24 protein-coding genes are annotated in these 26,371 nt (G+C 70.8%); 14 read left to right on the top strand and 10 right to left on the bottom strand.

Translation table 11 applies throughout. The features are described 5' to 3' along the window. Positions 1–314 precede the first annotated feature (314 nt). On the bottom strand, positions 315–2,891 hold the full coding sequence (locus tag AAHM41_RS24540; RefSeq protein WP_342239221.1) for a penicillin-binding protein 1A: 2,577 nt from the start codon (positions 2,889–2,891) through the stop codon (positions 315–317). Positions 2,892–3,063: 172 nt separating this feature from the next. On the opposite strand from AAHM41_RS24540, the gene AAHM41_RS24535 reads away from it, so the two are divergent. Next, entirely contained in the window at positions 3,064–3,534 is a 471-nt protein-coding gene (locus tag AAHM41_RS24535) for a phosphatase PAP2 family protein (protein WP_342239220.1), read from the top strand. Between the two features lie 3 nt (positions 3,535–3,537). Here AAHM41_RS24535 and AAHM41_RS24530 read toward each other — a convergent pair whose 3' ends face one another. The 3 genes from AAHM41_RS24530 to AAHM41_RS24520 all read right to left on the bottom strand — a co-directional run bounded on the left by AAHM41_RS24530 (position 3,538) and on the right by AAHM41_RS24520 (position 6,115). Further along, positions 3,538–3,960, bottom strand: a complete 423-nt coding sequence (locus tag AAHM41_RS24530; protein WP_342239219.1) for a VOC family protein — start codon at positions 3,958–3,960, stop codon at positions 3,538–3,540. A 7-nt stretch (positions 3,961–3,967) separates the two neighbouring features. After that, positions 3,968–4,384: an iron response transcriptional regulator IrrA gene (gene irrA, locus AAHM41_RS24525; RefSeq protein WP_342239218.1), complete on the bottom strand. Its 417-nt coding sequence runs from the start codon at positions 4,382–4,384 to the stop codon at positions 3,968–3,970. Between the two features lie 84 nt (positions 4,385–4,468). After that, entirely contained in the window at positions 4,469–6,115 is a 1,647-nt protein-coding gene (locus AAHM41_RS24520; RefSeq protein ID WP_342239217.1) for an electron transfer flavoprotein-ubiquinone oxidoreductase, read from the bottom strand. Between the two features lie 174 nt (positions 6,116–6,289). Here AAHM41_RS24520 and AAHM41_RS24515 point away from each other — a divergent pair, with 174 nt between their 5' ends. The 4 genes from AAHM41_RS24515 (at position 6,290) to leuA (ending at position 10,662) form a co-directional block, all read left to right on the top strand. Continuing rightward, a complete protein-coding gene (locus AAHM41_RS24515; RefSeq protein WP_342239216.1) occupies positions 6,290–7,162 on the top strand; it encodes a uracil-DNA glycosylase in 873 nt (290 codons plus the stop codon). A gap of 77 nt (positions 7,163–7,239) precedes the next feature. Then, entirely contained in the window at positions 7,240–7,773 is a 534-nt protein-coding gene (moaB, locus tag AAHM41_RS24510) for a molybdenum cofactor biosynthesis protein B (RefSeq protein WP_342239215.1), read from the top strand. Between the two features lie 2 nt (positions 7,774–7,775). Next, positions 7,776–8,678 carry an alpha/beta hydrolase family esterase gene (locus AAHM41_RS24505; protein WP_342239214.1) on the top strand — a complete coding sequence of 301 codons (903 nt, stop codon included), beginning with the start codon at positions 7,776–7,778 and terminating at the stop codon, positions 8,676–8,678. Positions 8,679–9,000: 322 nt separating this feature from the next. After that, positions 9,001–10,662, top strand: coding sequence for a 2-isopropylmalate synthase (gene leuA, locus AAHM41_RS24500; protein WP_342239213.1), 1,662 nt, complete (start codon positions 9,001–9,003; stop codon positions 10,660–10,662). Positions 10,663–10,711: 49 nt separating this feature from the next. On the opposite strand, the gene AAHM41_RS24495 is transcribed toward leuA, so the two are convergent. Then, the gene (locus AAHM41_RS24495) at positions 10,712–12,235 is read right to left on the bottom strand and encodes a serine hydrolase (protein ID WP_342239212.1); all 1,524 of its coding nucleotides are present in this window, start codon (positions 12,233–12,235) and stop codon (positions 10,712–10,714) included. 188 nt (positions 12,236–12,423) lie between these two features. Between AAHM41_RS24495 and AAHM41_RS24490 the strand changes: the two genes are divergently transcribed. Further along, positions 12,424–12,627, top strand: a complete 204-nt coding sequence (locus tag AAHM41_RS24490; RefSeq protein WP_342239211.1) for a hypothetical protein — start codon at positions 12,424–12,426, stop codon at positions 12,625–12,627. Between the two features lie 8 nt (positions 12,628–12,635). On the opposite strand, the gene AAHM41_RS24485 is transcribed toward AAHM41_RS24490, so the two are convergent. Together AAHM41_RS24485 and AAHM41_RS24480 are read right to left on the bottom strand one after the other, a co-directional pair. Beyond that, entirely contained in the window at positions 12,636–13,886 is a 1,251-nt protein-coding gene (locus AAHM41_RS24485; RefSeq protein ID WP_342239210.1) for a DUF1501 domain-containing protein, read from the bottom strand. Positions 13,887–13,890: 4 nt separating this feature from the next. Beyond that, positions 13,891–15,210 carry a DUF1800 domain-containing protein gene (locus tag AAHM41_RS24480; protein WP_342239209.1) on the bottom strand — a complete coding sequence of 440 codons (1,320 nt, stop codon included), beginning with the start codon at positions 15,208–15,210 and terminating at the stop codon, positions 13,891–13,893. A 168-nt stretch (positions 15,211–15,378) separates the two neighbouring features. On the opposite strand from AAHM41_RS24480, the gene AAHM41_RS24475 reads away from it, so the two are divergent. Beyond that, complete coding sequence (locus tag AAHM41_RS24475) at positions 15,379–17,799, top strand: transketolase (protein ID WP_342239208.1); 2,421 nt, start codon at positions 15,379–15,381, stop codon at positions 17,797–17,799. A gap of 30 nt (positions 17,800–17,829) precedes the next feature. Here the strand turns inward: AAHM41_RS24475 and AAHM41_RS24470 are convergent, their stop codons facing one another. After that, positions 17,830–18,603 carry a 2-keto-4-pentenoate hydratase gene (locus tag AAHM41_RS24470; protein ID WP_342239207.1) on the bottom strand — a complete coding sequence of 258 codons (774 nt, stop codon included), beginning with the start codon at positions 18,601–18,603 and terminating at the stop codon, positions 17,830–17,832. A 68-nt stretch (positions 18,604–18,671) separates the two neighbouring features. Between AAHM41_RS24470 and AAHM41_RS24465 the strand changes: the two genes are divergently transcribed. The 7 genes from AAHM41_RS24465 (at position 18,672) to AAHM41_RS24435 (ending at position 24,607) form a co-directional block, all read left to right on the top strand. Next, positions 18,672–19,424, top strand: coding sequence for an SDR family oxidoreductase (locus AAHM41_RS24465; protein WP_342239206.1), 753 nt, complete (start codon positions 18,672–18,674; stop codon positions 19,422–19,424). An 86-nt stretch (positions 19,425–19,510) separates the two neighbouring features. Further along, positions 19,511–20,248, top strand: coding sequence for a FadR/GntR family transcriptional regulator (locus AAHM41_RS24460; RefSeq protein ID WP_342239205.1), 738 nt, complete (start codon positions 19,511–19,513; stop codon positions 20,246–20,248). A 144-nt stretch (positions 20,249–20,392) separates the two neighbouring features. After that, positions 20,393–21,391 carry a Bug family tripartite tricarboxylate transporter substrate binding protein gene (locus AAHM41_RS24455; protein ID WP_342239204.1) on the top strand — a complete coding sequence of 333 codons (999 nt, stop codon included), beginning with the start codon at positions 20,393–20,395 and terminating at the stop codon, positions 21,389–21,391. 22 nt (positions 21,392–21,413) lie between these two features. Then, positions 21,414–22,433 carry an aldo/keto reductase gene (locus AAHM41_RS24450; RefSeq protein WP_342239203.1) on the top strand — a complete coding sequence of 340 codons (1,020 nt, stop codon included), beginning with the start codon at positions 21,414–21,416 and terminating at the stop codon, positions 22,431–22,433. Positions 22,434–22,467: 34 nt separating this feature from the next. Beyond that, positions 22,468–23,394 (top strand): sugar kinase, encoded by a 927-nt coding sequence (locus AAHM41_RS24445; RefSeq protein ID WP_342239202.1) that lies wholly within the window; start codon positions 22,468–22,470, stop codon positions 23,392–23,394. Between the two features lie 80 nt (positions 23,395–23,474). Further along, entirely contained in the window at positions 23,475–24,107 is a 633-nt protein-coding gene (gene eda, locus AAHM41_RS24440; protein WP_342239201.1) for a bifunctional 4-hydroxy-2-oxoglutarate aldolase/2-dehydro-3-deoxy-phosphogluconate aldolase, read from the top strand. After that, a complete protein-coding gene (locus AAHM41_RS24435; protein WP_342239200.1) occupies positions 24,104–24,607 on the top strand; it encodes a GNAT family N-acetyltransferase in 504 nt (167 codons plus the stop codon). The genes eda and AAHM41_RS24435 overlap by 4 nt, the downstream gene beginning before the upstream one ends. Positions 24,608–24,622: 15 nt before the next feature. Here the strand turns inward: AAHM41_RS24435 and AAHM41_RS24430 are convergent, their stop codons facing one another. Together AAHM41_RS24430 and pgmG are read right to left on the bottom strand one after the other, a co-directional pair. After that, positions 24,623–25,048, bottom strand: a complete 426-nt coding sequence (locus tag AAHM41_RS24430) for a RidA family protein (protein ID WP_342239199.1) — start codon at positions 25,046–25,048, stop codon at positions 24,623–24,625. Positions 25,049–25,170: 122 nt separating this feature from the next. Further along, positions 25,171–26,371 (bottom strand): phosphoglucomutase/phosphomannomutase PgmG (gene pgmG, locus AAHM41_RS24425; protein WP_342239198.1); only part of this gene is annotated, 1,201 nt, incomplete at its 5' end.

Below are 26,371 nucleotides of genomic sequence, written 5' to 3'. Positions count from 1 at the left end.
CAACAACACCGGAAACCTGTCAACGATGTATCCGGTCTATAGTGTCAACGATCTCTCCGGTTGCACACGCGTCCGCGCGCGAATGCGCAGAGGACAGGCTTGTCGTCAGGGCCGAAGCGTCAGAGTTCAGGCCGGCCTGGATGGTGAAAACCCCCTCCCCCTGCCCCCTCCCGCGAGGGGAGGGGGAGAGTAGAAAGGATGGATTGGCTCGAACGGCGGTATCCTGAAGAGGTCTCGCCCTGCAGGTGAAGGCCCTTTGTCGAGGCCCGCTTTCACCCGCCCGCGTCCAGGACGCACGACCTCACTTCAGTCCGCTAGTACAGGCCGCCGGTGCCGGTCAGGGCGTCCTGGCTGGTCTCGCCGAAGGTGTCGGCGACCGGCGCCGGGCCGGGCTCGGTGCCGGGGCGGAACGCCTCCATGATCACGTCCGACCCGCCCGGCTCCGCCGAATAGCCGCTGCGGCGGTCGACATAGGCGAAGCTGACGCCGGGCGGCACCGCGAAGGCGCCGGGGTCCTCCCCGGCCAGCGCGTCCTTGATGAAGTCGCTGAAGATCGGCACCGCGATCGAGCCGCCGGTGGCGCCGGCGCCCAGGCTGCGCGGCTTGTCGTAGCCGACGAAGATGCCCACGGCCAGCCGCGGCGAGAAGCCGACGAACCAGACGTCGTTCGAATCATTGGTGGTGCCGGTCTTGCCGGCCAGCGGCAGGCCCAGCCCGGCCAGGCGGGCGGCGGTGCCGCGCTGGGTCACGCCCTGCAGGATCGAGATCATCTGGTAGTTGGCGATCGGGTCGTCCAGCTCCTGCCCGCGCGGCCGCGCCGGCGCCGGCTGGCCGGTCCAGGACGTGGCGGCGCAGGGGATGCAGTCGGCCCGGTCCGGCCCCACCACACCCTGCTGCCGCAGGCTGCGGCCGTCGCGGTCCTGCACCCGCTCGATCAGATAGGGGCTGATCTGGTAGCCGCCATTGGCGATGGTGGCATAGGCGGTGGTCAGCTTCAGCGGCGTGGTCTCGCCGGCGCCCAGGCCCATCGCCGGGTACAGCGGCATGTTCTGGTAGATGCCGAAGGTCTCCGCCGTGTCCTTGACCGGCTGCAGGCCCATCTCGACCAGCAGGCGCACCGTCATGACGTTGCGCGACCGCTCGACGCCGGAGCGCAGCGTGGCCAGGCCGATGAAGCCGCCGCCGTAGTTGCGCGGCCGGTAGCGGGTGCCGCCCTGGCCCTGGTCGACCGAGATCGGCGTGTCGTAGATCAGGCTGGACGGGGTGTAGCCGTGCTGCAGTGCCGAGAGGTAGACGAAGGGCTTGAAGGCCGAGCCCGGCTGGCGCTGCGCCTGGGTGGCGCGGTTGAACTCGCTGAGCGAGAAGTCGAAGCCGCCCGACATCGCCAGCACCTTGCCGGTGAACGGGTCGATGGCGACCAGCGCGCCCGACACCTCCGGCACCTGGCGCAGCGAATAGGCGGCCAGCGCCGGCCCCGGGGTCTTGGCCGGCTGTACCCAGACCACGTCGCCCTTGGCCAGGACGTCGTCGGCGCCGCCGACCTGCCGGCCGACGCGTCCGTTCTCGACCCGGCGGGCCCAGCTCAGATCGGCGCGCTCGATGCGGCCCTGGCTGCCGTCCTCCAGTCCGATGGTGGCGGCCTGGCGGTCGACCTCCAGCACCACGGCCAGGGTCCAGCCGTCGATCTGGGCCGGGCGGTCGATGCCGGTCAGGAAGCGCTGCCACACCGGGCGGTCGTCCTTCGGCGCGGCGGTCGGGGCGACCGCGGGGGCTGCCTGCTGCTGCTGGTCCGGCAGGCGCACGCCCATCGCCGACAGCGCGCCGAGCAGCCGGCCCTGCTGTGCCGGAGGCGTGGGGGCTGGCTGGGCCGGCGCCTGGGCGGCCTCGGCCTGCGCCACCTCCTGGGCCGAGGCCGGCAGGTCGAGCATCGCCGAGATGTTGGTGATCGGCCCGCGCCAGCCGCGGTTGCGGTCGAAACGCTCGAGGCCGGCGCGCAGGGCCCGGTCGGCGAAGAGCTGCAGCCGCGGGTCGAGCGTGGTGCGCACCGCCAGCCCGCCGCGATAGAGCTGGTCGTTGCCGAAGGATTTGCGCAGCGACCGGCGCACCTCCTCGGCGAAATAGGGGGCGTAGACCGTCTCCAGCGGCGCCTGGGCGCGCACCGCCAGCGGCTCGGCCTTGGCCGCCGCCGCCTGCTCGGCGGTGATGGCGCCGTCCTGGGCCATGCGGTCCAGCACATAGTCGCGGCGGGTGCGGGCGGCTTCCGGCCGGGTGATCGGGTTGTAGTTGTTCGGCGCCTTGGGCAGCGCCGCCAGGAACGCCGCCTCGGACAGCGACAGCTCGGCCGGCGGCTTGCCGAAATAGCGGGCCGAAGCCGCGCCGACGCCATAGGCACCGCGGCCGAGATAGATCTCGTTGAGATACAGCTCCAGGATCTGGTCCTTGGAGAAATCGTGCTCGATCTCGAAGGCCAGGACCAGTTCGCGCAGCTTGCGCAGGGCGCTGACCTCATTGGTCAGCAGCAGGTTCTTGGCCACCTGCTGGGTGATGGTAGAGCCGCCCTCGAGCCGCCGCCCATGCCGCATGTTCTTGATGTTGGCCACCATGGCGCGGGCCAGGCCGGACGGGTCGACGCCGTGATGACGCCGGAAGTTCTGGTCCTCGGCCGAGATGAAGGCCTGCACCAGATAGGGCGGCAGGGCCGACAGCGGCACCACCACCCGGTTCTCGACATAGTATTCGCGCAGCAGCGACCCGTCGGCGGCGTAGATCCGGGTGGTCTCGGGCGGCTGATAAGCGGCGAGCTGGCCGGCGTCGGGCAGGTGCAGCTCGGGCCCGGCGGTGGTGACCAGGAGCTTCAGCAGGACGGCGGCGACGGAAAAGCTGGCGGACATGCGGGCGGTTCATTGGTCCCAGGGCGTCTCTTACTAACCGTTCGGCCGGCGAATCGGAAACGCCTTCTTATGGACGAAGCCATGCGAGGCCTGTCGGGATTCAGATAGGCCGGCGCAGCGAGCCGGCCATGCCCCCCTTCATCCGCGGCGCCGGGCATGGGATCATGGCGGCATGAAACCGATGGTTCTCCTGTTGTCGATCGCCCTGCTGGGCTGGTGGTACGTCGTGGTGCCGCTGCAGGTGATCGTCGCGGCCGTGGCCATTGCCCGCGGCCGCTGGCGGCTGGCCGTGTTCAGCCTGACCGCGCTGGCCGTCGCGATCGCCCTGGTCGCGGCCGCACGGGCGGCGGTGGACTGGCATCCGGAGGGATTCGGCCAGATCGGGCTGGTGCTGCCCAGCGGCCATTCGGCCCTGGTCGTCGTGACGGTGACGACGCTGGCGGCGCTGGTCTGGCCGCGCTGGTCACCGGGGCGCATCGCGGCCGCGACAGGGCTGATCCTGGCCGTTGCCGTCGTCATGGTGACCCTGGGCGGCCACACCGTCGGGGACGTTCTGGTCGGGCTGGCGCTGGGCGGGGTCTCGGTCTTCACCGCCAGGATCGTGGCGCGGCTCCGCCGGCCTCGCCGGGTGGCGCCAGCGTGACCGTCAGCGATTCGGCCACAGACCCGGCGTGGCCAGCTCGATGACATGGCCGTCCGGGTCGGAAAAATACAGGCTGGTGCCGCCGCGCGGCCAGGCCATCTCCCCGGTCAGGGCGACGCCGGACTCGGCCAGCCGGGCGCGCCAGGCATCGAGATCCGCGGCCGGCACGGCGAAGGCCATGTGCAGCCGCCCCGTGCCCTCATGCCCCGGGATGGTGCCGCCGGCCTCGACCACATCCGCGGAGGTGGCGCCGGCCAGGAACAGCAGCAGCACGCCCTGGCGGCCGGCATCCAGCGCCACCAGACGCGGGCTGCGCAGCATCACGCCCAGGCCCAGCACCCGCTCGTAGAAGGCGGCGGCGCGGTCGAGGTCGGCCACGTAGAGCGAGGTCTCGAGCAGCCCGTCGATGCGCGGCGCGGCGGTCATGGCGCCGTCAGGCTTCATCCGTCAGGCGGATCACCACATCCACCCGGGCGATGCGGGTTCCGGCCGGCGCCGCGGGCAGGGCCGAGACCACCACCGCCTCGCCATGGACGTCGCGCAGCTCGCCCGTGGACTCGTGGTAGAAATGGTGATGGTCGCGGATGTTTGTGTCGAAATAGGACCGCCCGGCCTCGATCACCACCTCGCGCAGCAGCCCGGCCTCGGTGAACTGGTGCAGGGTGTTGTAGACGGTCGCCAGCGCCATGGCCTGGCCGGCCGCCAGCGCCTCGCCATGCAGCGCCTCGGCGGTGACGTGGCGGTCGCCGCCGTCGAACAGCAGCTGGGCCAGCGCCACGCGCTGGCGGGTCGGCCGCAGCCCGGCCTCGATCAGCCGGTCGACGGGGACGGTGTCGTGGGCGTCCGTCATTCTGGTCCTGCAATGATCCCCTTCGCACCATAATCTGTGCGGCTCCGGGGAACAACACCCCGGCGCCGGGGATCGATCCGCATCTCACATCATCTGGTAGTTCGGGCCGCCGCCGCCCTCGGGCACGGTCCAGACGATGTTCTGCTTCGGATCCTTGATGTCGCAGGTCTTGCAGTGCACGCAATTCTGCGCGTTGATCACGAAGCGCGGATCGCTGCCGTCCTCGTTGCGGACCACCTCGTACACCCCGGCCGGGCAATAGCGCTGCGCCGGCTCGTCATAGAGCGGCAGGGTGTAGGCGATCGGCACCGACGGGTCCTTCAGCTTCAGATGCGATGGCTGATTCTCCTCGTGGTTGGTGTTCGACAGATACACCGAGGAGAGGCGGTCGAAGGTGATCACCCCGTCCGGCTTGGGATAGTCGATCTTCTTCGACTGCGCGGCCGGGCGCAGCGTCTCATGGTCGCCGTGCTTGTGGCGCAGGGTCCAGGGCAGCTTGCCGCGGGTCCACAGCTCGATGCCGGAATAGAGCGTGCCCAGGATCGTGCCCCAGCGGAAGGCCGGGCGGCAGTTGCGCACCACCGTCAGCTCCTGCCACAGCCAGCTGGCCTTCAGCCGCTCCGGATAGGCGGTGACCTCGTCGTGGCCCTCGCGGCCCTCGGCCAGGGCGTCGAACACCGCCTCGGCGCAGACCATGCCGCTCTTCATCGCGGTGTGGTTGCCCTTGATCCGCGGCACGTTGACGAAGCCGGCGGAGCAGCCGATCAGGCAGCCGCCCGGGAAGGTCAGCTTCGGGATCGACTGCAGCCCGCCCTCGTTGATGGCGCGGCCGCCATAGGCCAGGCGCTTGCCGCCCTCCAGGGTCGGGCGGATCAGCGGGTGGGTCTTGAAGCGCTGGAACTCCTCGAAGGGCGACAGATACGGGTTCTTGTAGTCGAGCGCGACGACATAGCCGATCGAGACCAGGTTCTCGCCGAAATGGTAGACCCAGCTGCCGCCATAGGTCTCGTTGTCCAGGGGCCAGCCGAAGCCGTGCTGCACCAGGCCGCGGCGGTGCTTCTCCGGCTTCACCTCCCACAGCTCCTTGACGCCCAGGCCGAAGGTCTGCGGGTCGCAGTCGGCGCGCAGGGCGAAGCGCTCCATCAGGATCTTGGCCAGCGAGCCGCGCACGCCCTCGCCGATCAGCGTGTATTTGGCGTGCAGCTCCATGCCCGGCGTGTGGTTGGCGGTCGGCTGGCCGTCCTTGCCGATGCCCATGTCGCCGGTGGCCACACCCTTGACCGAGCCGTCATCGTGGTACAGCACCTCGGCCGCGGCGAAGCCGGGATAGATCTCGACCCCCAGCGCCTCGGCCTGCTGCGCCAGCCAGCGCGTCACGAGGCCCATGCTGACGATGTGGTTGCCGTGGTTGTGCAACTCCTTCGGCAGGGCGAAGTTCGGGAAGCGGAAGCTGCTGACCCCGGTGTAGAGGTGGAATTCGTCATGGGTCACCGGCGTGTCCAGCGGCGCGCCTTTCTCCTTCCAGTCCGGGATCAGCTCGTTCAGGGCGCGCGGGTCCAGCACCGCGCCCGACAGGATGTGGGCGCCGACCTCCGACCCCTTCTCCAGCACGCAGACGCTGACCTCGCGCCCCGTCTCCGCCGCCTTCTGCTTCAGCCGGATCGCCGCCGCGAGGCCCGCCGGCCCCGCGCCCACGATCACGACGTCGTACTCCATCGATTCGCGTTCCATCGCGCGTTCCTGTCGTTTGGTTGGCGGCATGCTACAGAAATGCATCCCGGGAATCGAATGGCCGATCATGTCGCGCCGGCTTTGGCTCCGGTTGCGACGCGCCATGCCTCGCCGACGCTGCGTCAGGCCGGCCGCCGGGGTTGACAGGCCGGGCGGTGCCGCGGCTTCTAGCGCATGGACAGGATCAGCGAATCAGCCGTGCAGCCCGCCGAGATCATCGCCCTGCTGAGATGGTACCAGGACGCCGGCGTCGACGAGACGATCGGCGACGATCCGGGCGCGCTCGGCCGGCCTCGCACGGCCGCGGCGCCGATGGCGCCGGTCCAGATGGCCCCGCCGCCGCAGCCGGTCCAGCCCGCCCCGGCCCCCCAGGTCCGTGCCGCCGTCGGCGCCGCCGCGGTGCTGCCGGGCAGCGACGCCGCCACCGGCGACGCCCGCCGCATCGCCGCCGGCTGCGATACGCTGGAGGAGCTGGCGGCGGCGCTGGCCGCCTTCGACGGCTGCGGGCTGAAGGCGACGGCCACCCAGATGGTGTTCGCCGACGGCAACCCCGATTCCGACATCATGATCGTCGGCGAGGCGCCGGGGGCGGAGGAGGACCGGCTGGGCAAGCCCTTCGTCGGCCAGTCCGGCAAGCTGCTGGACCGCATGCTGGCGGCGATCGGGCTCGACCGCACCACCGTCTACATCTCCAACATCGTCAACTGGCGGCCGCCCGGCAACCGCCAGCCGAACGCGGCGGAGATCGCGATCTCGCTGCCCTTCATCGAGCGCCACATCGCGCTGATGCAGCCGAAGATCCTGCTGTGCGCCGGCGGCACCTCGGCCGCGGCGCTGCTGGCGACGCGTGAGGGCATCACCCGGATCCATGGCCGCTGGTTCGACCGGTCCTTCCCCGACCTGCCGGCGCCGGTGCCGACCATGCCGATCTACCATCCCGCCTTCATCCTGCGGCAGCCCGGCATGAAGCGCGACGTCTGGCGCGACCTGCTGGTGCTGAAGCACCGGATGAAGGAGCTGGGCTGCGGCTTCACGTCCGCCACCTGATCGTCGTTTCACTTTTCCCGGCGCATTACCTCGGCTAGCTTGGTCGCTGCCTTCGACCACAGCATTTGGGGGGACGCATGCCGGGCCGGATCGACGAGTCGCGTCCGTTCATCGCCGTCAACATCGCGCTGCTGACCGTGTCCGACACGCGCACGGCCGCCGACGACAAGTCCGGCGACACGCTGGCCGAGCGCATCGCCGCGGCCGGCCATGCGGTGCGCGAGCGGCGGATCGTCAAGGACGATCAGGCGGCGATCGAGGCGCAGCTGAAGGCGTGGATCGCCGATCCCGAGATCGACACGGTGATCGCCACCGGCGGCACCGGCGTCACCGGCCGCGACGTCACGCCGGAGGCGTTCCACGCGGTCTATGAGAAGCACATCCCCGGCTTCGGCGAGCTGTTCCGCTGGCTGTCCTACGACAAGATCGGCACCTCGACGATCCAGAGCCGGGCGACCGCGGGCGTCGCCGGCGGCACCTATCTGTTCGCGCTGCCGGGCTCTCCCTCCGCCTGCCGCGACGCCTGGGACCTGATCCTGAAGGACCAGCTCGACAACCGGTTCCGGCCCTGCAACTTCGTCGAGCTGATGCCGCGCCTCCGCGAGAAATGACCATGCACGTCCTCCTCCGCGCCGGCCGGCTGGCCGCCTTCGCCTGCCTGCTCGCCGTGGCCGCCTGCGTGGCGCCGGGCAACGGCCCCCGTCCCGCGTCGCCGGGCGCCAACCTGGCCCAGCTGCAGCCGCTTCCGACCAGCGGCTGCGGTCTTCCGGCCGCGGAGGGGCGGCAGACGCTGAAGTTCCAGGGCGCGTCCTGGCGCTACATCGTCGACCTGCCGCCCGGCTACGACAAATCGGTGCCCACCCGGCTGATCCTGGCCTTCCACGGCCGCACCGGCACGGCCGAGAAGGTGCGCACCTATTTCGAGCTGGAGGGGCCGGCGGCCCGGTCGGCGATCGTGGTCTATCCGCAGGCGCAGGGCGGCTGGGGCGGCCGGGCCGACCGCGACATGGCCTATGTCGACACCCTGCTGGCCCGGCTGAAGGCGACGCTCTGCGTCGACCAGACCCAGATCTTCGCCGCCGGCCATTCGATGGGCGGCAGCTTCGTCAACGACCTGTCCTGCGGCCGCGCCGGGGTGTTCCGGGCCACCGCCGTGGTGGCCGGCGGCATCGGCAGCGTGCGGCCCTGCCAGGGGCCGGTGGCGGCGATCCTGCTGCACAACCCGAAGGACAACATGGTGCCCTACAGCCAGGGCATCACCGAGCGCGACAAGCGCATCGCCCAGAACCGGCTGGCCGCCACCCCGGTCGACGCCAGCACCACCTTCCGCTGCAAGCGCTGGGGCAGATCCGGCATCGCCGACCCGGTGGTGTTCTGCGACCTGCCGTCGACCTTCAACCGCAAGCGGCCCTATTCGCATGGCTGGCCGGACGGTACCGGGCCGGCCATCACCGGCTTCTTCGACCGGGTCACCGACCAGCGGATTCAGTTGACAGAGCGACCCTCGGCCCCTTAGGTGGGGGCATGATGATCCGGCTAAGCACGCTTCGACTTATCTGATCGGCGCCCAGAGGGGCGTCGAACCGAAGCTGCTGCGACCCTTTTCCGGATCCTCTCCATGACCCCCGACCGATCGCCCCGACAGGCTTTTTCCCGCATCTTCCGGGACAGCTTCCGACTTATCACCGGCCGCTGAGCGGCGCATCGCGCGCCCGGCGGCCCCTTTGGCGCATCCCTGTCATGCGCCCGTCGTCGTTTCGCCCTATCCTTTTGGTGCGGCCGCCTGCCGGCCGGTGCGAGAGAGAAATCCTATGTCCGTGATGGAACCCAAATCCGGAATGCCGATCGACAAGTATCGTCCGGTGCAGACCGTGGCGCTGACCGACCGGCAATGGCCGAACCGCGTCATCGACCGCGCCCCGATCTGGTGCTCGGTCGATCTCCGCGACGGCAACCAGGCGCTGATCGAGCCGATGGGGACCGACCGCAAGCAGCGCATGTGGGACCTGCTGGTCGGCATGGGCTTCAAGGAGATCGAGGTCGGCTTCCCCGCCGCCTCGCAGACCGATTTCGACTTCGTCCGTCACCTGATCGACAACGGCCTGATCCCCGACGGCGTCACCATCCAGGTGCTGACCCAGTCGCGCGAGGAACTGATCCGCCGCACCTTCGACGCCATTCGCGGCGCCAAGCGGGCGATCGTCCATCTCTACAACTCGACCTCGACGCTGCAGCGCCGGGTGGTGTTCGGCCTCGACCGCGACGGCATCACCGAGATCGCGGTGCGGGGCACCAGGCTGATCAAGGAGCTGGTGCCGACGGTGCCGGAGACCGAGATCGTGTTCCAGTACTCGCCGGAAAGCTTCACCGGCACCGAGCTGGACTATGCCCGCGACATCTGCGGCGCCGTGCTCGACGCCTGGCAGCCGACGCCCGACCGGAAGGCGATCCTGAACCTGCCGGCGACGGTGGAGATGGCGACGCCGAACGTCTATGCCGACCAGATCGAATGGTGCCACCGCAACTTCGCCCGGCGCGACAGCTTCGTGCTGTCGGTGCATCCGCACAACGACCGCGGCACCGGCATCGCCGCGACCGAGCTGGCGCTGATGGCCGGCGCCGACCGGGTCGAGGGCACGCTGTTCGGCAATGGCGAGCGCACCGGCAATGTCGATATCGTCACGCTGGGGCTGAACATGTTCACCCAGGGCGTCGACCCCGAGCTCGACCTGCACGACATCGGCGAGATCGTCCGCACCGTCGAATACTGCAACCAGCTGCCGGTCCATCCACGCCACCCCTATGGCGGCGAGCTGGTGTTCACCGCCTTCTCCGGCTCGCACCAGGACGCGATCAAGAAGGGCTTCGCGGCGATGGAGAAGAGCAACAGCGGGCTGTGGGAGGTGCCGTATCTGCCGATCGACCCGCAGGACATCGGCTGCAGCTACGAGGCGGTGATCCGGGTCAACAGCCAGTCCGGCAAGGGCGGCGTCGCCTATCTCCTGCTGACCGACCACGGCCTCGACCTGCCGCGCAAGCTGCAGGTCGAGTTCAGCCAGGTGATCCAGAAGCTGGCCGACGAGACCGGCAAGGAGATCTCGTCCAAGGTGATCTGGCACGAGTTCGAACAGGAGTACCTGGCCCCCGGCCGGGTCGAGGTGACCGGCCACACCACGCTGCCGACCGGCCGCGGCGAGCGCCACATCGAGGCGCAGGTCAGGATCGACGGGGTGGAGAAGACCATCCGGGGCGAGGGCAACGGGCCGCTCAACGCCTTCGTCGATGCGCTCCGCCGCGAGACCGGGGTCGATGTCGACATCGCCGACTACCGCGAGCACGCGCTGCGCAGCGGCTCCGACTCGGCCGCCGCGACCTATGTCGAGGCGCGGGTCGGCGGCAGGACGCTGTTCGGCGTCGGCATCGACAGCAACATCGTCATGGCCTCGCTCAAGGCCGTGGCCAGCGCGGTCAACCGCGGCGTCCGCAAGGGCGCGGCCTGAGGCCAAAGGCCCCCTTCCCCCGGCCGGAAGGGGGCCTCAGCGGGTGCCCTCACGACGGGCGGCGGGTGAAGCTGCGCTCGGCCGAATCTTCGCGGAACAGCAGCTTGAAGCCGGCGATGCTGCCGTCGGCCTTGGTCTGGAACACCACCTTGCCGGCGGGGTCGCTTCCGGCCAGGTGGGCGTCCCCGGCCGGCAGGTGCCAGCTGAAGACATCGCCGGACCAGGGCCGCACGGTCATCGGCATCCGGTTCGGCCCCAGCGGCAGCACCAGATGGTCGCCGTCGACCGAGACCGTCGCCGGGCCCAGCGCCGGCTCCTCATACGCGCCGGCATAATCCTGCAGCGGCCGCGGCGGGATGATCGGGACGGGGCGGACATACGCCTTTGCCTCGGCCGCGATGCCGGCGTCGGCCGCCGCCAGCATATCGCTGCCGTAATCCCGTTCCGGGTTGCCCTGCAGCAGGTCGTGAAAGCGCATCGCGATGGCATCGCCGGGCGGGCTCTTGCCGCCCAGGCTGGTCAGCACGACGATCCCGGCCCGGCGTTCCGGATCGAAGCCGACATGGCTGCCGAAGCCGGGGGTGCTGCCATTGTGCCAGACCACGCGGCCGCCCTGCAGGGACGACACCACCCAGCCCGAGGCGTAGCTGGCGATGGGCGAGATCGGGATCTGCGGGATCCGCGTGTGCTTCAGCGCCTTCTCCCCGACGATCCGCCGGCCTTGCAGCTCGCCGCCATTGATCTGCATGCGCAGCCAGCGGCTCATGTCGTTGACGCTGGAGTTCAGGTTGCCGGCGGCGCCGACGGCATAGAAGTTCGGCAACAGCGGGATCGGCCGGATCGTGCCGTCCGCCGGGGCATGCCCGCTGGCGTGGTTCGGGTTGCGCAGGATCCCGTCCTCGGTCGCGGTGGTCGACAGCATGCCCAGCGGCTGCAGGACGCGGTCGGACAGGAAGGCCTCCCAGGACGGCGCGCCCGACGCGGCGGCGACCAGGCGCGCGGCCTCCAGGTGGAACACGTTCTGGTAGCCGAAGGTCAACCGGAATCCGCGCACCGGCTCGTGGCGCAGCGCCGCCAGCATCTCGTCGGCCGAATAGCCCAGCCCCACCATCTCCCCGATGACATAGGGCGACAAGCCGCTGCGCTGGGCCAGCAGGTCGATCACCCGGAACTCGCGCGTCACCCAGGGATCGGACAGGCGGAAGGTCGGGTCGTGGTCGATCACCCGGTCCATCCAGCCGATCTTGCCCTCGTCGACCAGGATCGCCTCGGTCGTCGCGACGAAGGCCTTGGTCGTGGATCCGATCTGGAACACGGTGTCGGCGTCGACCGGGTCGTTGCCGCCCAGCACCCGCACGCCGAAGCCCTTGGCATAGACCAGCTGGTCGTCGGCGACGATGCCGATGGCGACGCCGGGCATCTGCCACCGCTGGATGGTGCTGCTGGCATAAGCCTCGAAGGCGGGCAGCAGCGCCTCGACCTCGGCCCGGCTGACCGGCGCGGCGGCCATCGGCCCCGCCATCATCGTCACGGTCAGCAGCCCGTCGGCCGGCCGGATGATCAAATGCGTCATGGCTGAAATCTTCCCGCGTTATCTGTGTCCCGTCGGCATCGCGAAAAAGCTGCGGCGCCCTTTCCATGGATCGGGGGCGGAGCGTCAGGCTATCCTGTACCGGGTCTTCACGGCGCGCCATGGCGGCGTGTTCTCGCGCGCCTTCAGGTGGCCGGTTGTCCGCCCGCGATCGGACGTAGGAGGAAGGAATGCCGCAGCTTCGACCCGATGACCTGTCCGCCGAGGAGCGTGACGCGCTGGGGCGGGTGCACCGTCATGAGAGCGTCGCCGATCCTGTCCGCCTGGGCCTGCAGGCCCGCGGCCTGATCGAGGAGCGGCAGGGCAAATGGGCGCTGACCAATGACGGCAGCGTCCTGCTGGCCACGCTGGGCCTGGCCAAGCTCGACGAATAGCCGGCCGGTCACGCCCGCCTGACCAGCTCCCGCATCGGCGCCGCCTCGGCGCTGCCGGGGAAGACGACGCGGTCCAGCGCGTCCTCGGGCAGGCCGAGATGGTCGCGGAACACGCCCTTGGCCACGGACCGCAGATCCGTGGTCGGGGCCAGGTCGCGGCCCTGGTACAGCTTGTCGGACGCCAGCCCCGGCCAGTCGGCCAGCACCCGTCCGCCATGCACCGCGCCGCCGGCCAGGAAGGCGACCGAGCCGGTGCCGTGGTCGGTGCCGCCGGAGCCGTTGGCCGCGGCGGTGCGGCCGAACTCCGTCACCGTCAGGATCGCGGTCTGCCGCCAGGCGTCGCTCAGCCCGCTGCGCAGCGCCCGCAGCGTCGCGGCATAGGCGGCCAGCAGCCGGTCCAGCCGCTTCACCTGCTGCACATGGGTGTCCCAGCCATACAGCTCCATCACCGCGATGCGCGAACCGGTGGGGTCGGCCAGGAACCGGCCGGCGGCCTCGGCGAGCTGCAGATCGACCCCCGCCGCGGCCCCGGCCATGGCGCCGCCGGCCATCGCGCCCTGGGCGGGTGAAGCGGGATCCGGCGCGGAGGCGGTCTGCACCATGCCCTGGATCTGCCGGCCGAAGGCGGTGGTGTCGAGGCCGGAGGCATAGGCCGCGTGCAGTGCCGGGTCCTGGTCGTACAGCCGGGCGACCAGGTCGGGGAAGCCGGGCGGCAGGGGGGCCGGCCTGTCCGGCAGCCAGGAGGTCACCGGCGTGGTGCCGCGCAGCACCAGCGGGATGTCCTCGGCGAAGGCGATGCCGAAGCGCCGGTCGGTGGCGCCGATCAGGCCCAGCGTGCGGTTCAGCCAGCCGTCGCGGGTGCCGTCCAGCCGGGCGGCGCCGGTCTCCAGCAGGTCCTGGCCGTCGAAATGCGACCGGTCGCGATAGGGCGAGGCCACGGCGTGCAGCGGCAGGAAGCTGCCCTCGGCGTACCAGTCCTTCAGCGAGGCCAGGCCGGGATGCAGGGCGAAGTGCCCGTCCAGGTCGACCATGCCACCGTCGCGGCCTGGATCGGGCGGCACCAGGGCGCCGCGCAGCGCGCGCAGGTCGGGGTCGGCATAGGGCGGCATCGCGGCCAGCCCATCCAGCGCGCCGCGCAGGATGATCAGCACGAAGCGCTGCTCGATCGGCGCCTTGGCCAGCAGCAGCCGGGCCGGCAGCACCGTCGCCGCGGCCGTGGCCGCGAAGCCGCCGAGAAGATGGCGTCGGGTCAGATCCATCCTCTCACCTCCTCTGGAATTCCGGGCTCAGCAGCGCCAGGGCCATGCCCTCGCGCTGGCTCGGCGCGCCGCGCAGCACGGCCTTGGTCTGCTCCGACAGGGTCGGGCCCAGCAGCGCCTCGGCGAAGGGCAGGGGCGACTGGTCGGCGACGAGGCGCGGGATCACCTGATAGCTCCATTCCATCCGTTCCATCACCAGCTCCGGCGCCAGCCAGTCCGATTCGCGGTCCGGCCAGCCCTGCGGCGACGGCGCATCGTAGACCTTCTGCCCCAGCCGGCGGGTCCAGTTCACTGCCGCCGTCCCGACCTCGGTCAGGTCGAAGCCGCGCGCGGCCGAGACCACGAGGTCGAGCGGCGACTTGAACTTGCGCCGCTCGGTCTGCCAGGCCTCGGGGCTGTCGATCAGCGCCTCGGACACCGCGGCCAGGTCGCCCTCGGTGTCCAGGAAAGTCCTGGCCAGGCGGTCGACCGCTTCCTGCGGCGGGTCGTCGGCGATGAAGTGGCGGGCCAGCTGGGTGGCGATGTGCCGGGCGGTCGCCGGATGCGCCGCCAGGGCGTCCAGCGCCGCCTCGCCCTCTTCCTGGCCGGCCTGGGGGTAGGTCTTGCCCAGGAAGGTCTTCGGCCCGGGCTCGTGGCCGCCCGGGCGGAAGGCGAAGACGGTGCCGGGCGGGTCCTTGGCGCGGCCGGGCGTCCAGCCGGTCAGGATCATCGCCAGCGCCCGCACATCGGCCTGGGTGTAGCCGCCATCGACGCCCAGCGTGTGCAGCTCCATCAACTCGCGCCCCAGATTCTCGTTCAGGCCCAGGCCGGTCCGTTTCCCGCCCTTCGAGTTCGGCCCGATCGAGCGGGCATTGTCGAGATAGAACAGCATCGCCGGGTGCTTCACCACCGCGCCCAGCAGGTCGCGGAACTTGCCGGTGGCACAGGGGCGGATCGCCTCGTTCTCATAGGCGCCGCCGAACGGCACGACATAGCTCTGGACGTAGGCAACGGTGAAGTGGTTGGTCCAGAACTTGACCAGCCGCTCGCGGAACGGCGTGTCGCTGGCCACCGCCGACTGGATATGCGCCACACGGTCGCGGTCACGCAGCACCCGCGCTTCCTCCTGGTGCGGCTTGCGGCTCTCCTCGTCCGGCGCCGTCTGCACCGCGATCAGGATCTCCAGCCCTGCCTTGGTCAGCGGCATGTCGCCCGCCAGCGCCACCGGCTGGCGGATCTGCGCCCTCAGCCAGTCCCAGGGATTGTCGGCAAGGGTCTCGAGCTGTCCCGGCCGGGCGCCGAACCCGAAGCGATTCGCGGCGATCGCCGCCTGGACGAGAGACATGGTCCTCCGTCTCCGCTCTCGAACGCCCCCCTCAGGCCCTGCACGGCAGGGCGGCGGGATTCCGTCGGCCGGCGTCGTTCCGGTGGGAGCGCGCCAGCGTTGCGTCCGCTTCACTGACGTGCTGATTAAGGTAGGCTCCAATCCGCGGCAGGGCGAGGGTATCGGGCGATGGGGACGGTTGGTCGCAAGGTGCGTGAGGCGCGCATCGAGGCGGACGGCGCGGCGGCGGCGGACCGGCTGCGCCTGCTCAAGGCGCTGGAGAAGAAGATCCTCTGGCTCTCGGCCTGGACGATCCACAACGCCAACCACCTGCGGCCGAACCCGGACGGGCTGAAGGTCGGCGGCCACCAGGCCTCCTCCGCCTCACTGGTCACGGTGATGACCGCGCTGTATCTCGACGTGCTGCGGCCGCGCGACCGGGTGGCGGTGAAACCGCATGCCAGCCCGGTGTTCCACGCCATCCAGTACCTGCTGGGCCAGCAGACCCGCGAGAATCTCGAGTCCTTCCGCTCGCTCGGCGGGGCCCAGTCCTACCCGTCGCGCACCAAGGACGCCGACGACGTCGATTTCTCCACCGGCTCGGTCGGGCTCGGCGTCGCCATGACGCTGTTCGCCTCAATCGCCCAGGACTATGTGGCGCTGAAGGAATGGGGCCGCGGGGCCAAGGCCGGCGGCCGCATGGTGGCGCTGTTGGGCGACGCCGAGCTGGACGAGGGCAACATCTACGAAGCCATGCTGGAGGGCTGGAAGCACGATGTCCGCAACGTCTGGTGGGTGATCGACTACAACCGCCAGAGCCTGGATTCGATCGTCACCGAGCGGCTGTTCGCCCGCATCGACAAGCTGTTCGAGAACATGGGCTGGCGGGTGGTCACGCTGAAATATGGCGGGCTGCTGGAGGCCGCGTTCCGCCGTCCCGGCGGCGACGCGCTGCGGCGCTGGATCGACGAATGCCCGAACCCGCTCTACTCGGCCCTGGTCTACCAGGGCGGGGCGGCATGGCGCCGGCAGCTGCTGGCGGATATCGGCGGCATAGCGGGCATCCCCGAACTCTTGGCCGACCATGACGATGCGGCCCTGGCGGCGCTGATGACCAACCTGGCCGGCCACGACATGGAGACGGTGCTGGCGGCCTTCCGCGGCATCGCCGACGACGTGCCGACGGTGTTCATCGCCTACACCATCAAGGGCTTCGGCCTGCCCTTCGCCGGCCACAAGGACAACCATGCCGGGCTGATGAACCCGGACCAGATGGCCGCCTTCCAGGCCAGCCAGGGCGTGCCCGAGGGGCGGGAGTGGGAGCCCTTCGCCGGCATCGACGACCTGGCCGACGAGCTGCGCGCCTTCCTCGCCGACGTGCCTTTCACCACCGAGGGGCGGCGGCGCTACCCGGCGGCGCGGATTCCGGTGCCGGCCGCGCTCGACGTCGCCCTGGCCGAGACCATGTCGACCCAGGAAGGCTTCGGCCGGATCATGGGCGAGCTGGCCAAGCGCGAGGACATGCTGGCCGAGCGCGTGGTCACCACCTCGCCCGACGTCACCGTCTCGACCAATCTCGGCGGCTGGGTGAACCGCCGCGGCATCTTCGACCGGCACGGCCGCGCCGACGTGTTCAAGGAGCAGAAGGTGGTCTCGGCCCAGCGCTGGGGCATGTCGCCGGACGGCCAGCATGTCGAGCTCGGCATCGCCGAGAACAACCTGTTCATCAACCTCGCAGCGCTCGGCCTGACCCATTCGCTGTTCGGCGAGCGGCTGCTGCCGGTCGGCACGCTGTACGACCCGTTCATCGCGCGCGGCCTCGATGCGCTGAACTACGCCTGCTACCAGGATGCCCGTTTCATGCTGGTGGCGACGCCGTCTGGCCTGACCCTGGCGCCGGAAGGCGGGGCGCACCAGTCGATCGGCTCGCCCTTGATCGGCATGGCCCAGGACGGCCTCGCCAGCTTCGAGCCGGCCTATGTCGACGAGCTGGCGGCGGTGATGGCCTGGGGCTTCGACTACATGCAGCGCGACGGCTCCGACCCGGCGACCGGCGACTGGGTGCGCGATCATGACGGCGGCTCGGTCTATCTCCGCCTGTCGACCCGGCCGCTGGAGCAGCCGAAGCGGGAGATGACCGAGGAACTGCGCCAGGCGGTGATCGCCGGCGGCTACTGGCTGCGTCAGCCGGCGCCGGGTGCGTCGCTGGCCATCGTCTACACCGGGGCGGTGGCGCCGGAGGCGATCGCTGCCTTCGAGCAGGTGCTGGAGGACATCCCCGGCGCCGGCCTGCTAGCCGTGACCTCGGCCGATCGCCTGAACGCCGGCTGGCATGCCGAAGTGGCGGCGGTGCGCGCCGGCCACCCGGTCGAACCCTGCCTGGCCCGCCGGCTGCTGGCGCCGCTGGCGCCCGACGCGGCGCTGGTCACGGTGCTGGACGGGCATCCGGCGACCCTGTCCTGGCTCGGCGGCGTGCATGGCCACCGGGTCAAGCCGCTCGGGGTCGAGCATTTCGGCCAGTCCGGCACCATCCCGCAGCTGTACCGCAAATACGGCATCGACGCCGACGCCATCCTCGACGCCTGCGCCGCGGCGTGTTTGGGGATGTGACGTAGGTTGGGTTCGCGTCGCGAACCCAACCTACGATTTCATCTCGACCCGGCCCAGCGCCTCGATCTCGATCGCGACATGGGCGCCGGGGCTGAGCCATTGCGTCTGCACCAGGCTGCCCAGCAGCACGATCTCGCCGGCTGCGAGTCCTCGGCCGCGTCGGGCCAGGGTGGCGGACAGCCAGGCCAGCGCCGCCAGCGGATGGCCCAGCACGTCGCGGCCGTGGCCACGCCCCGCCTCGGCGCCGTCGACCAGCATCCGGCCGGACAGCGCCGCCAGGTCCAGTCCGCGCCAATCCGTGACCGGTGCCCCCAGCACGCAGCCGGCCTGGAAGAAGTCGTCGGCCAGCAGGGTCGGTGCGCCGAGGACGGCGAAATCGGCGTAGCGGTCGTCGACCACCTCGACCGCCGGCAGCACCGCATCCACCGCCGCCTCCAGCGCGTCGCGGCCGTGCTCGCCCGGCGGCAGGTCGCGGCCGATGCGGACCGCGATCTCGCATTCGACGCCGATGCGGTGATGCGCCGCCGCCGGGAACCAGCCGGGGCTGTCCTGGACATTGGCCCGGAAGATGCCGCCCTCGCAGGGCTCCGGGATGCCGAGGAAGCGCTGCATCACCGTGGTGGTGCAGCCGATCTTCCAGCCGATCCGCGGCCCGAGCGGGGCGGACAACCGCTCATGCACCGCATCCTGCAGCCGGCGGGCGGCGGCGAGGTCAGGCGGGCGCAGCACCTTCGGCAGGCCGGGGAAGGCGCCGGGCTGCAGGCGGTGGTCGGCGAGGATATCGGCGGCAGCCTGGAGGTCCATCGCGCACTCCATTGGTCGGGCTTTTATCCTCATGCTACGCTCATTCGTCGGACAAGAGGGAGGATGCCATGGCCGGGGTGCTGCTCGTCACCGGCGCCGGACGGGGAATCGGCGCCGCCATCGCCCGCCTGGGCGCCGCCCGGGGCTGGCGCGTCGCGGTCAATTACGGCCGGTCGCGCGCGGCGGCGGAAGCGCTGGTGGCCGAGATCGCGGCGGCCGGCGGCGAGGCTGCGGCCTTCGCCGCCGATGTCGGCGACAGCGCCGCGGTGACGGCGATGTTCGCGGCGATCGATCGGGCGCTCGGCCCGGTCACCGCCCTGGTCAACAACGCCGGGGTGATCGGGCCGGTGACCCGAATTGACGCGATGGACGACCCGCAGGGCCTGGCCGCGGTCTACGCCACCAATGTCTTCAGCCTGTTCTACTGCAGCCGCGAGGCGATCCGGCGGATGTCGCGGCGCCAGGGCGGGCCGGGCGGCGTGATCGTCAACATCTCCTCGGTCGCGGCCCGCCATGGCGGGCTGCCGCAGGAGGTGGCCTATGCCTCGTCCAAGGGCGCGGTCGATTCCTTCACCACCGGCCTGGCGCGCGAGGTGGCGGCCGACGGCATCCGCGTCGTCGGCCTGCGCCCGGGGCTGACCGACACCGACATCAACGACGACCATGTCGGCGGCAAGTCGGTGCTGGGCGCGGTGGCGCCGACCATCCCGATCGGCCGGATCGGCCGGCCGGAGGAGATTGCAGAGGCGGTTCTGTTCCTATTATCTGATGCGGCGTCCTATATGACGGCGACCACGATCGACGTGTCGGGGGGCCGCTGACCCCACCTTATTTTTGTCAAATCATTGCAACGCGGGAGATTTCGGCGACAATGGTCCAGGATCCAAAGAAGGTCGAAGACCGCGGCATGAAGAAAAACGGTTATCCTTCCGCCGGCCTGCACGGCCGGGTGGTCCACGATATCGGCGCCCGGATCGTCGGCGGCCAGATCCCTCCCGGAGACACGTTGCCGAGCGAAGGCGAGCTGGCCGAGACCTACGGCGCCAGCCGCTCGGCGATCCGCGAGGCGGTCAAGGTGCTGGCGGCCAAGGGGCTGGTCGAGCCGCGGCGCCGCTCCGGCACCCGGGTGCGGCCGCGCGAGGCGTGGAACCTGCTCGACCCCGACATCCTCGGCTGGCATTCGCCCGAGGCGCTGATCCCGAGCTTCCGGCGCGACCTGGTCGAGCTGCGCTGGGCGATCGAGCCGGCGGCGGCGGAGCTGGCGGCCCGGCGGTCGCAACCCGAGGACCGGGCGCTGATCCAGGAGGCGCTGGACGAGATGGAGAAGGCGGGGGAGGACCCGAACGCCTTCTACAGCGCCGATGTCCGCTTCCATCTCGCCGTCTTCGCCGCCAGCCGAAACGCGCTGATCGAACGGCTCAGCACCATCCTCGGCCCGCTGCTGACCATGAGCTTCCAGGCCCAGGCGCGGCGCAACCGGGCCTTCCCGCTGGCGGTCGGCGACCACCGCGCGGTCTATGAGGGCATCGCCGCGGGCGACGCCCGGGCGGCGCGCAAGGCGATGCAGTTCATCATGAACCAGAGCGCCCGCGAGCTGGAGGCGGCGAGCCCCGAAACAGCCATCGCCGCCGACGCTCCGGTGTGATCGAGACCGGCGGCGCGGGTTGCCAGCGCCGCTGTCCTCCGCGACAATCGCGGCCGGCTCGAATCCGGCCGGACGGGTGCCGCTTGGCGACGTGCCCGAATCAACAACAATCGCATCATCGAACGATCGATAGAGGGGAGACGCATGACGACGCTGCATGGTCTGGTCCGACGAACCGTCCTGCTCGCGGGCCTGGCGGCCTGCTTCGCGCTGCCGGCCGGCATGGCTTCGGCGGCCGACGCCTTCCCGTCTCGGACGGTGACGCTGGTGGTGCCGTTCGCGGCCGGCGGCTCGACCGACCTGATCGCCCGCATCATCGCCGAGAAGATGACCGAGGATCTCGGCCAGACCGTGATCGTCGAGAACAAGGCCGGGGCCGGCGGCAACATCGGCGCCGATGCGGTCGCCAAGGCCGACCCGGACGGCTACACCATCCTGATGGGCACGATCGCGACCCATGCGCTGAATCCCGCGGTCATGAAGCAGATGCCTTACGACCCGGTGAAGGATTTCGCGCCGGTCTCGCTGCTGGTGCTGGTGCCGAATGTGCTCGAGGTCAACCCCGAGCTGCCGGTCAAGACCGTGCAGGAGCTGATCGCGCTGCTGAAGTCCAAGCCGGGCGAGTACAGCTACGCCTCCTCCGGCATCGGCACGCCGCTGCACCTCTCGGGCGAGCTGTTCAAGAGCCTGGCCGGCGTTGACATGATCCATGTCCCCTATCGCGGCGCCGGGCCGGCGCTGAACGACGTGGTGGCGAACCAGGTGCCGATCATGTTCGACAACCTGCCGTCCTCCACCGCCTTCATCAAGGCGGGGACGCTGCGGGCGCTGGCGGTCACCACCAAGACGCGCTCGGCCAGCTTCCCCGACCTGCCGACGATGGAGGAGGCGGGGGTGCCGGGCTACGAGACCTACACCTGGAACGCGCTGTTCGCCCCGGCCGGCACGCCGCAGGCGGTGATCGACCGGCTGAACGCCGCGGCGGTCAAGGCGGTGAAGGACCCGGCGACGCAGCCGCGCCTGGCCGAGCTCAGCGCCACCGTGGTCGGCTCCACCCCGGACGAGCTGGCCAAGCATGTGGTGGCCGAGCTGGCGAAATGGGCCCCGATCGTCGAGGCCTCCGGCGCCGCCGACTCGCAGTAATCACCCGACAGGAGTTCCGCCGATGCCGATCGACACCCGCCGCCTGGGACGCACCGAACTCGAGGTGACCACGCTCGGCTTCGGCACGGCGGCGCTCGGCGAGCTCTTCGTCACGGTGCCGGAGCCCCAGGCCCACGCCACGCTGCAGGCGGCCTGGGATGCCGGCATCCGCTATTTCGACACCGCGCCCTGGTACGGGCTGGGCCTGGCCGAGCACCGGCTGGGCAGCTTCCTGCACGGCCAGAAGCGCGGTGACTTCCGGGTCTCCAGCAAGGTCGGGCGCTGGCTGAAGCCGTCGCCCGACCCGGAGCATTTCCACTCCGAGAAATGGGCCGGCGGCCTGCCCTTCGATGTCGTCTTCGACTACGGCTATGACGGCATCATGCGGGCGATGGAGCAGATCTGGGCGCGGCTGACGCTGCCGCGGATCGACCTGCTGCTGATCCACGACCTCGACCTGCTGCACCATCCCACCGACGCCCGGGTGCGGGCCCATCTCGACCGGCTCTCCGCCTCCGGCTGGCGGGCGCTGGAGCAGCTGAAATCCTCCGGCGTGATCGGCGCGGTCGGCGCCGGCATCAACGTCATGGGCATGATCCCGAAGCTGCTCGACGCCGCCGATCTCGACGCCTTCCTGGTGGCGATGCCCTACACGCTGATGGACCAGGAGCCGCTGGCCGAGGAGTTCCCGCTGTGCGAGAAGCACGGCGCCGGCATCGTCATCGGCGGCGTCTTCGCCTCCGGCATCCTCGCCACCGGTCCGGTCGAAGGCGCCAAATACGCCTATCGCGACGCGACGCCGGAGGAGCTGGAGCGCTGCCGCAAGATCGAACGGGTCTGCACCGCGCATGGCGTGCCGCTGGCCGCGGCGGCGCTGCAGTTCCCGCTCGGCCATCCCAGCGTCGCCTCGGTGATCCCGGGCGCGCTGTCGCCCGACCAGGTCACGCGCAACGTCGAGAATTTCCGCTACCCCATCCCCGCCGGGCTGTGGTCGGATCTGAAATCCGAAAGCTTGATTCGCGCCGACGCGCCGGCCCCGTGAGTGGATCCGGCCGCGAGCCGGGAAGGGGTTGTATATGCGGGTGGCATCGATCGGCGAGTGCATGATCGAGATCGCGGTGAAGCCGGGTGGCGACGCCCAGCTGGCCAGCGGCGGGGACACGCTGAACACCGCGGTGTACCTGGCCCGCCAGGGCGTCGCGGTCGATTATGTCACCGCGCTCGGCGACGACCCGTACAGCGACGAGATGCTGGCCCGCTGGCAGGCGGAAGGGGTGGGGACGGGGCTGGTGCCGCGCCTGCCCGGCCGGGTGCCCGGGCTGTACATGATCCGCACCGACGACCGTGGCGAGCGGACCTTCCACTACTGGCGCGACCGGGCGCCGGCGCGCGAGGTGTTCGAGCTGCCGGGCGCTGCGGATCTGGCCGAAACGCTGGCCGGCTACGGCCTGCTCTATTTCTCCGGCATCACCCTGTCGCTGTACAGCGACCGCGGCCGCGACGCCTTCCACGCGGCGCTGTCGGCGGCCAAGGCCAAGGGTGCGCGCATCGCCTTCGACGGCAATTACCGGCCGCGCGGCTGGCCCGACAAGGCCAAGGCGCAGGCGGTGTTCGCGCGATTCCTGGCGCTCGCCACCCACGCCCTGCCGACCTTCGACGACGAGCAGGCGCTGTTCGGCGACGCCGACCCGCAGGCGACCATCGCCCGACTGCGCGGCTACGGCGTCGGCGAGATCGTGGTGAAAAGCGGCGGCGAAGGCTGCCACATCGCCACGGCCGAGGGCACCGTGTCGGTGCCGGTGCCGCGGGTGGTGACTCCGGTCGACACCACCGCGGCCGGCGACAGCTTCAACGCCGGCTACCTGGCCGGCCGCTTCGCCGGGCTGGACCCGGCGGCCTCGGCGCTGCGCGGCCATCGCCTGGCCGCGGCGGTGATCGGCCACCGCGGCGCCGTGGTGCCGCGCGAGGCCATGCCGGATTTCGCGGGCGGTCCCGCCGCGTGATCTTCGGCTCTCGTCCGGCCGCCGCAATTTGCTAAGGTGCGGCGCAACCTGAATGTCCTGCTGACCGATTGAGATCCGCCATGACCGTCGACGCCATCATCGCCCGCGCCCCGATCATCCCCGTGCTGACCGTCGAGACGGTGGCGGCGGCGGTGCCGCTGGCCCGCGCCCTGGTCGAGGGCGGCCTGCCGGTGCTGGAGGTGACGCTGCGCACCAAGGTCGCGCTCGAGGTCATCGCCGCCATGGCGGCGGAGGTGCCGGAGGCGATCGTCGGCGCCGGCACCGTGCTGAACCCGGCCGATCTGGAGGCCTCGCGCAAGGCCGGCGCCGTGTTCGGCGTCAGCCCCGGCCTGACCCCGGAGCTGGCACGGGCGGCGGAGGGCTTTCCGTTCCTGCCCGGCGCGGTGACTCCGTCGGAGATCATGGCCGCGCGCGACCTCGGCTATGGTGTGCTGAAGTTCTTCCCGGCCGAGATCTATGGCGGCCAGTCGGCGCTGGCGGCCCTGGCAGGCCCCTTCGCCGGCATGCGCTTCTGCCCGACCGGCGGGGTCCGCGAATCCAACCTGCGGGCCTATCTGTCGCTGCCGAACGTCGCCGTGGTCGGCGGCACCTGGATCGCCGGCAAGGCCGAGGTGGCGGCCGGCGACTGGGCGGCGGTCACTGCCCGCGCCCGCCGCGCCGTGGCCATCGCCCGGGGCGAGGAGGAGGCGTGAGCGAGGCGCCCGCCTTCATCCTGCGGGCGAGCCAGATCGAGGATGCGGCCGGGCTTCACGAAATGCACAGCCAGCCGCGCTTCTGTTGGGGCACGCTGCGGCCGCGCTACCCGTCGATCGACGCGGTACGGAAGTGGCTGGCCGACCAATCGCCGGACGATTTGCACATCGTCGCCGAGGCGGAGGGCCGGGTCATCGGCGATGCCGGGCTGCATCGCGGCAAAGGCCGCCGCGCCCACGCGGCCGTGATCGGCATGGGCGTGCATGACGATTTCGCCGGCCGCGGCGTCGGCACGGCGCTGCTGGCGGCGCTGGTGGATACCGCCGACGACTGGCTGGACCTGAAGCGGCTGGAGCTGACGGTCTGGACCGACAACGCGCCGGCCCTGGCCCTCTACCGCAAGTTCGGCTTCGTCGAGGAAGGCGTGCTGCGCGCCTATGCCTATCGCGACGGCGCCTATGTCGATGCGCTGGCCATGGCGCGGCTGCGCGGGGTGTAATAGATCCTCCGGACTTCAGCCCGGAAGAGCAGCCACCGCCTCGACCTCAAACAGCATGCCGTCCAGCGCCAGGCGCGGCACCGGGATCAGCGTGCAGGTCGGCTTCTTCCCAGGCCCGAAGGTCCGTTCGAGCTCGGCGCCGAGGTCGTGCAGCTTCGCTTCGGTGTGATCCACGATCAGCACGGTCAGCTTGGCGACGTCGCGCGGGCCGGCGCCGGCCGCCTCCAGCGCGATGCGGAGATTGGCGAAGGCCTGCCGGACCTGCGCCCGGAAATCCGGCGACAGCTCGGCCTTCTCGTTCTCCCCGCCCTGGCCGGCGATGAAGACGAGGCGCGTACCGGCCGGGACCGTGGCCAGGTGGGAATAGCCATTGGCCGAGGGATCGTACAGGCCGGCGGGATTGCTCAGGGTGAAGGCTGGGGCGTCGGTGGCGGCGGACATGGCGGGTCTCCGGGGCGTTGGGGTGAAGGTCACGGAGCGATGCTCGCATCGCCGTGCCCACACCTCCAAGACGATCCAGGCCCTGGTCTTGTGACTCGATGGCGAGGCCCCGGCCGTGGCCCTCAATGCGCCGAGGCGGTGAAGCTGGGCTCGGCCAGGCCGCTCTGCTGCAGCTGGTCGACGATCTGCGCCTTCAGCCGCTCCAGCCCGGCCTCGTCGCCGCTTTCGGCCCGGGCCACCAGCACGTCCTGGGTGTTCGAGGCGCGCAGCAGCCACCAGCCGTCCGGCGTGGTCACCCGGGCGCCGTCGATGTCGTTGACCTCGGCGCCGGACCGGCGCAGCCGCGCCATGACCTCGTCGATCACCGCGAACTTCCGGCTCTCATCGACCTGGAAGCGCACCTCGGGGGTCGAGACCGTGCTGGGGAAGGTGTCGCGCAGCGCCGCCAGCGTGCCACCGCTGCGGCTGACCTGGGCCACCAGCCGCACGCCGCAATACAGCGCGTCGTCGAAGCCGTACCATTTGTCGGCGAAGAAGATGTGGCCCGACATCTCGCCGGCCAGCGGCGACTTCACCTCGGCCATCTTTGCCTTGATCAGGGAATGGCCGGTCTTCCACATCAGCGGCGTGCCGCCCAGTGCCGCGATCGCGTCGAACACGGTCTTGCTGGTCTTGACGTCGGCGATCACGGTGCCGCCCGGGTATCGCGGCAGCACGTCGATGGCATAGACCGCCACCAGCATGTCGCCCGGGATGATCCGGCCCCGGCCGTCGATCGCGCCGATGCGGTCGGCGTCGCCGTCGAAGGCGATGCCCAGATCGGCGCGCGCCTCGGCCACCTTGGCCTGCAGCGCCACCAGGTTGTCCGGGATGGTCGGGTCCGGATGGTGGTTCGGGAAGCGGCCGTCGATCTCGTCGAACAGCAGGATGTGCCTGCCCGGCAGCCTGGCGGTCAGGCGGCGCAGCACCTCGCCAGCGGCGCCGTTGCCGTTGTCCCAGACCACGGTCAGGTCGCGGCTGCCGTCATAGTCGCGCAGCAGCCGCTCGACATAAAGGTCGCGCAGGTCGAGGTCGCTGACCTTGCCCGCGCCCGTCTCCAGGTCGCCGGCCGTGGCGAGGCGGCCGATCTCCAGGATCTGGTCGCCATAGACCGGGCCGGAGCGCAGCACCATCTTGATGCCGTTGTAGTCCGGCGGGTTGTGCGACCCGGTGACCATCACCCCGGCATCGGCGTCCAGGTGCTTCTGGGCGAAATACAGCATCGGCGTGGGGGCCCCCCCCCCCCGCCCCCCCCCCCAACCCGGGGAGGCCCGGGCCCGGGGC

The sequence above is a fragment of the Inquilinus sp. OTU3971 genome (genome assembly GCF_038440215.1).
The sequence above is the reverse complement of the archived record's forward strand: the minus strand, read 5'-3'. Positions and strand labels throughout refer to the sequence as shown.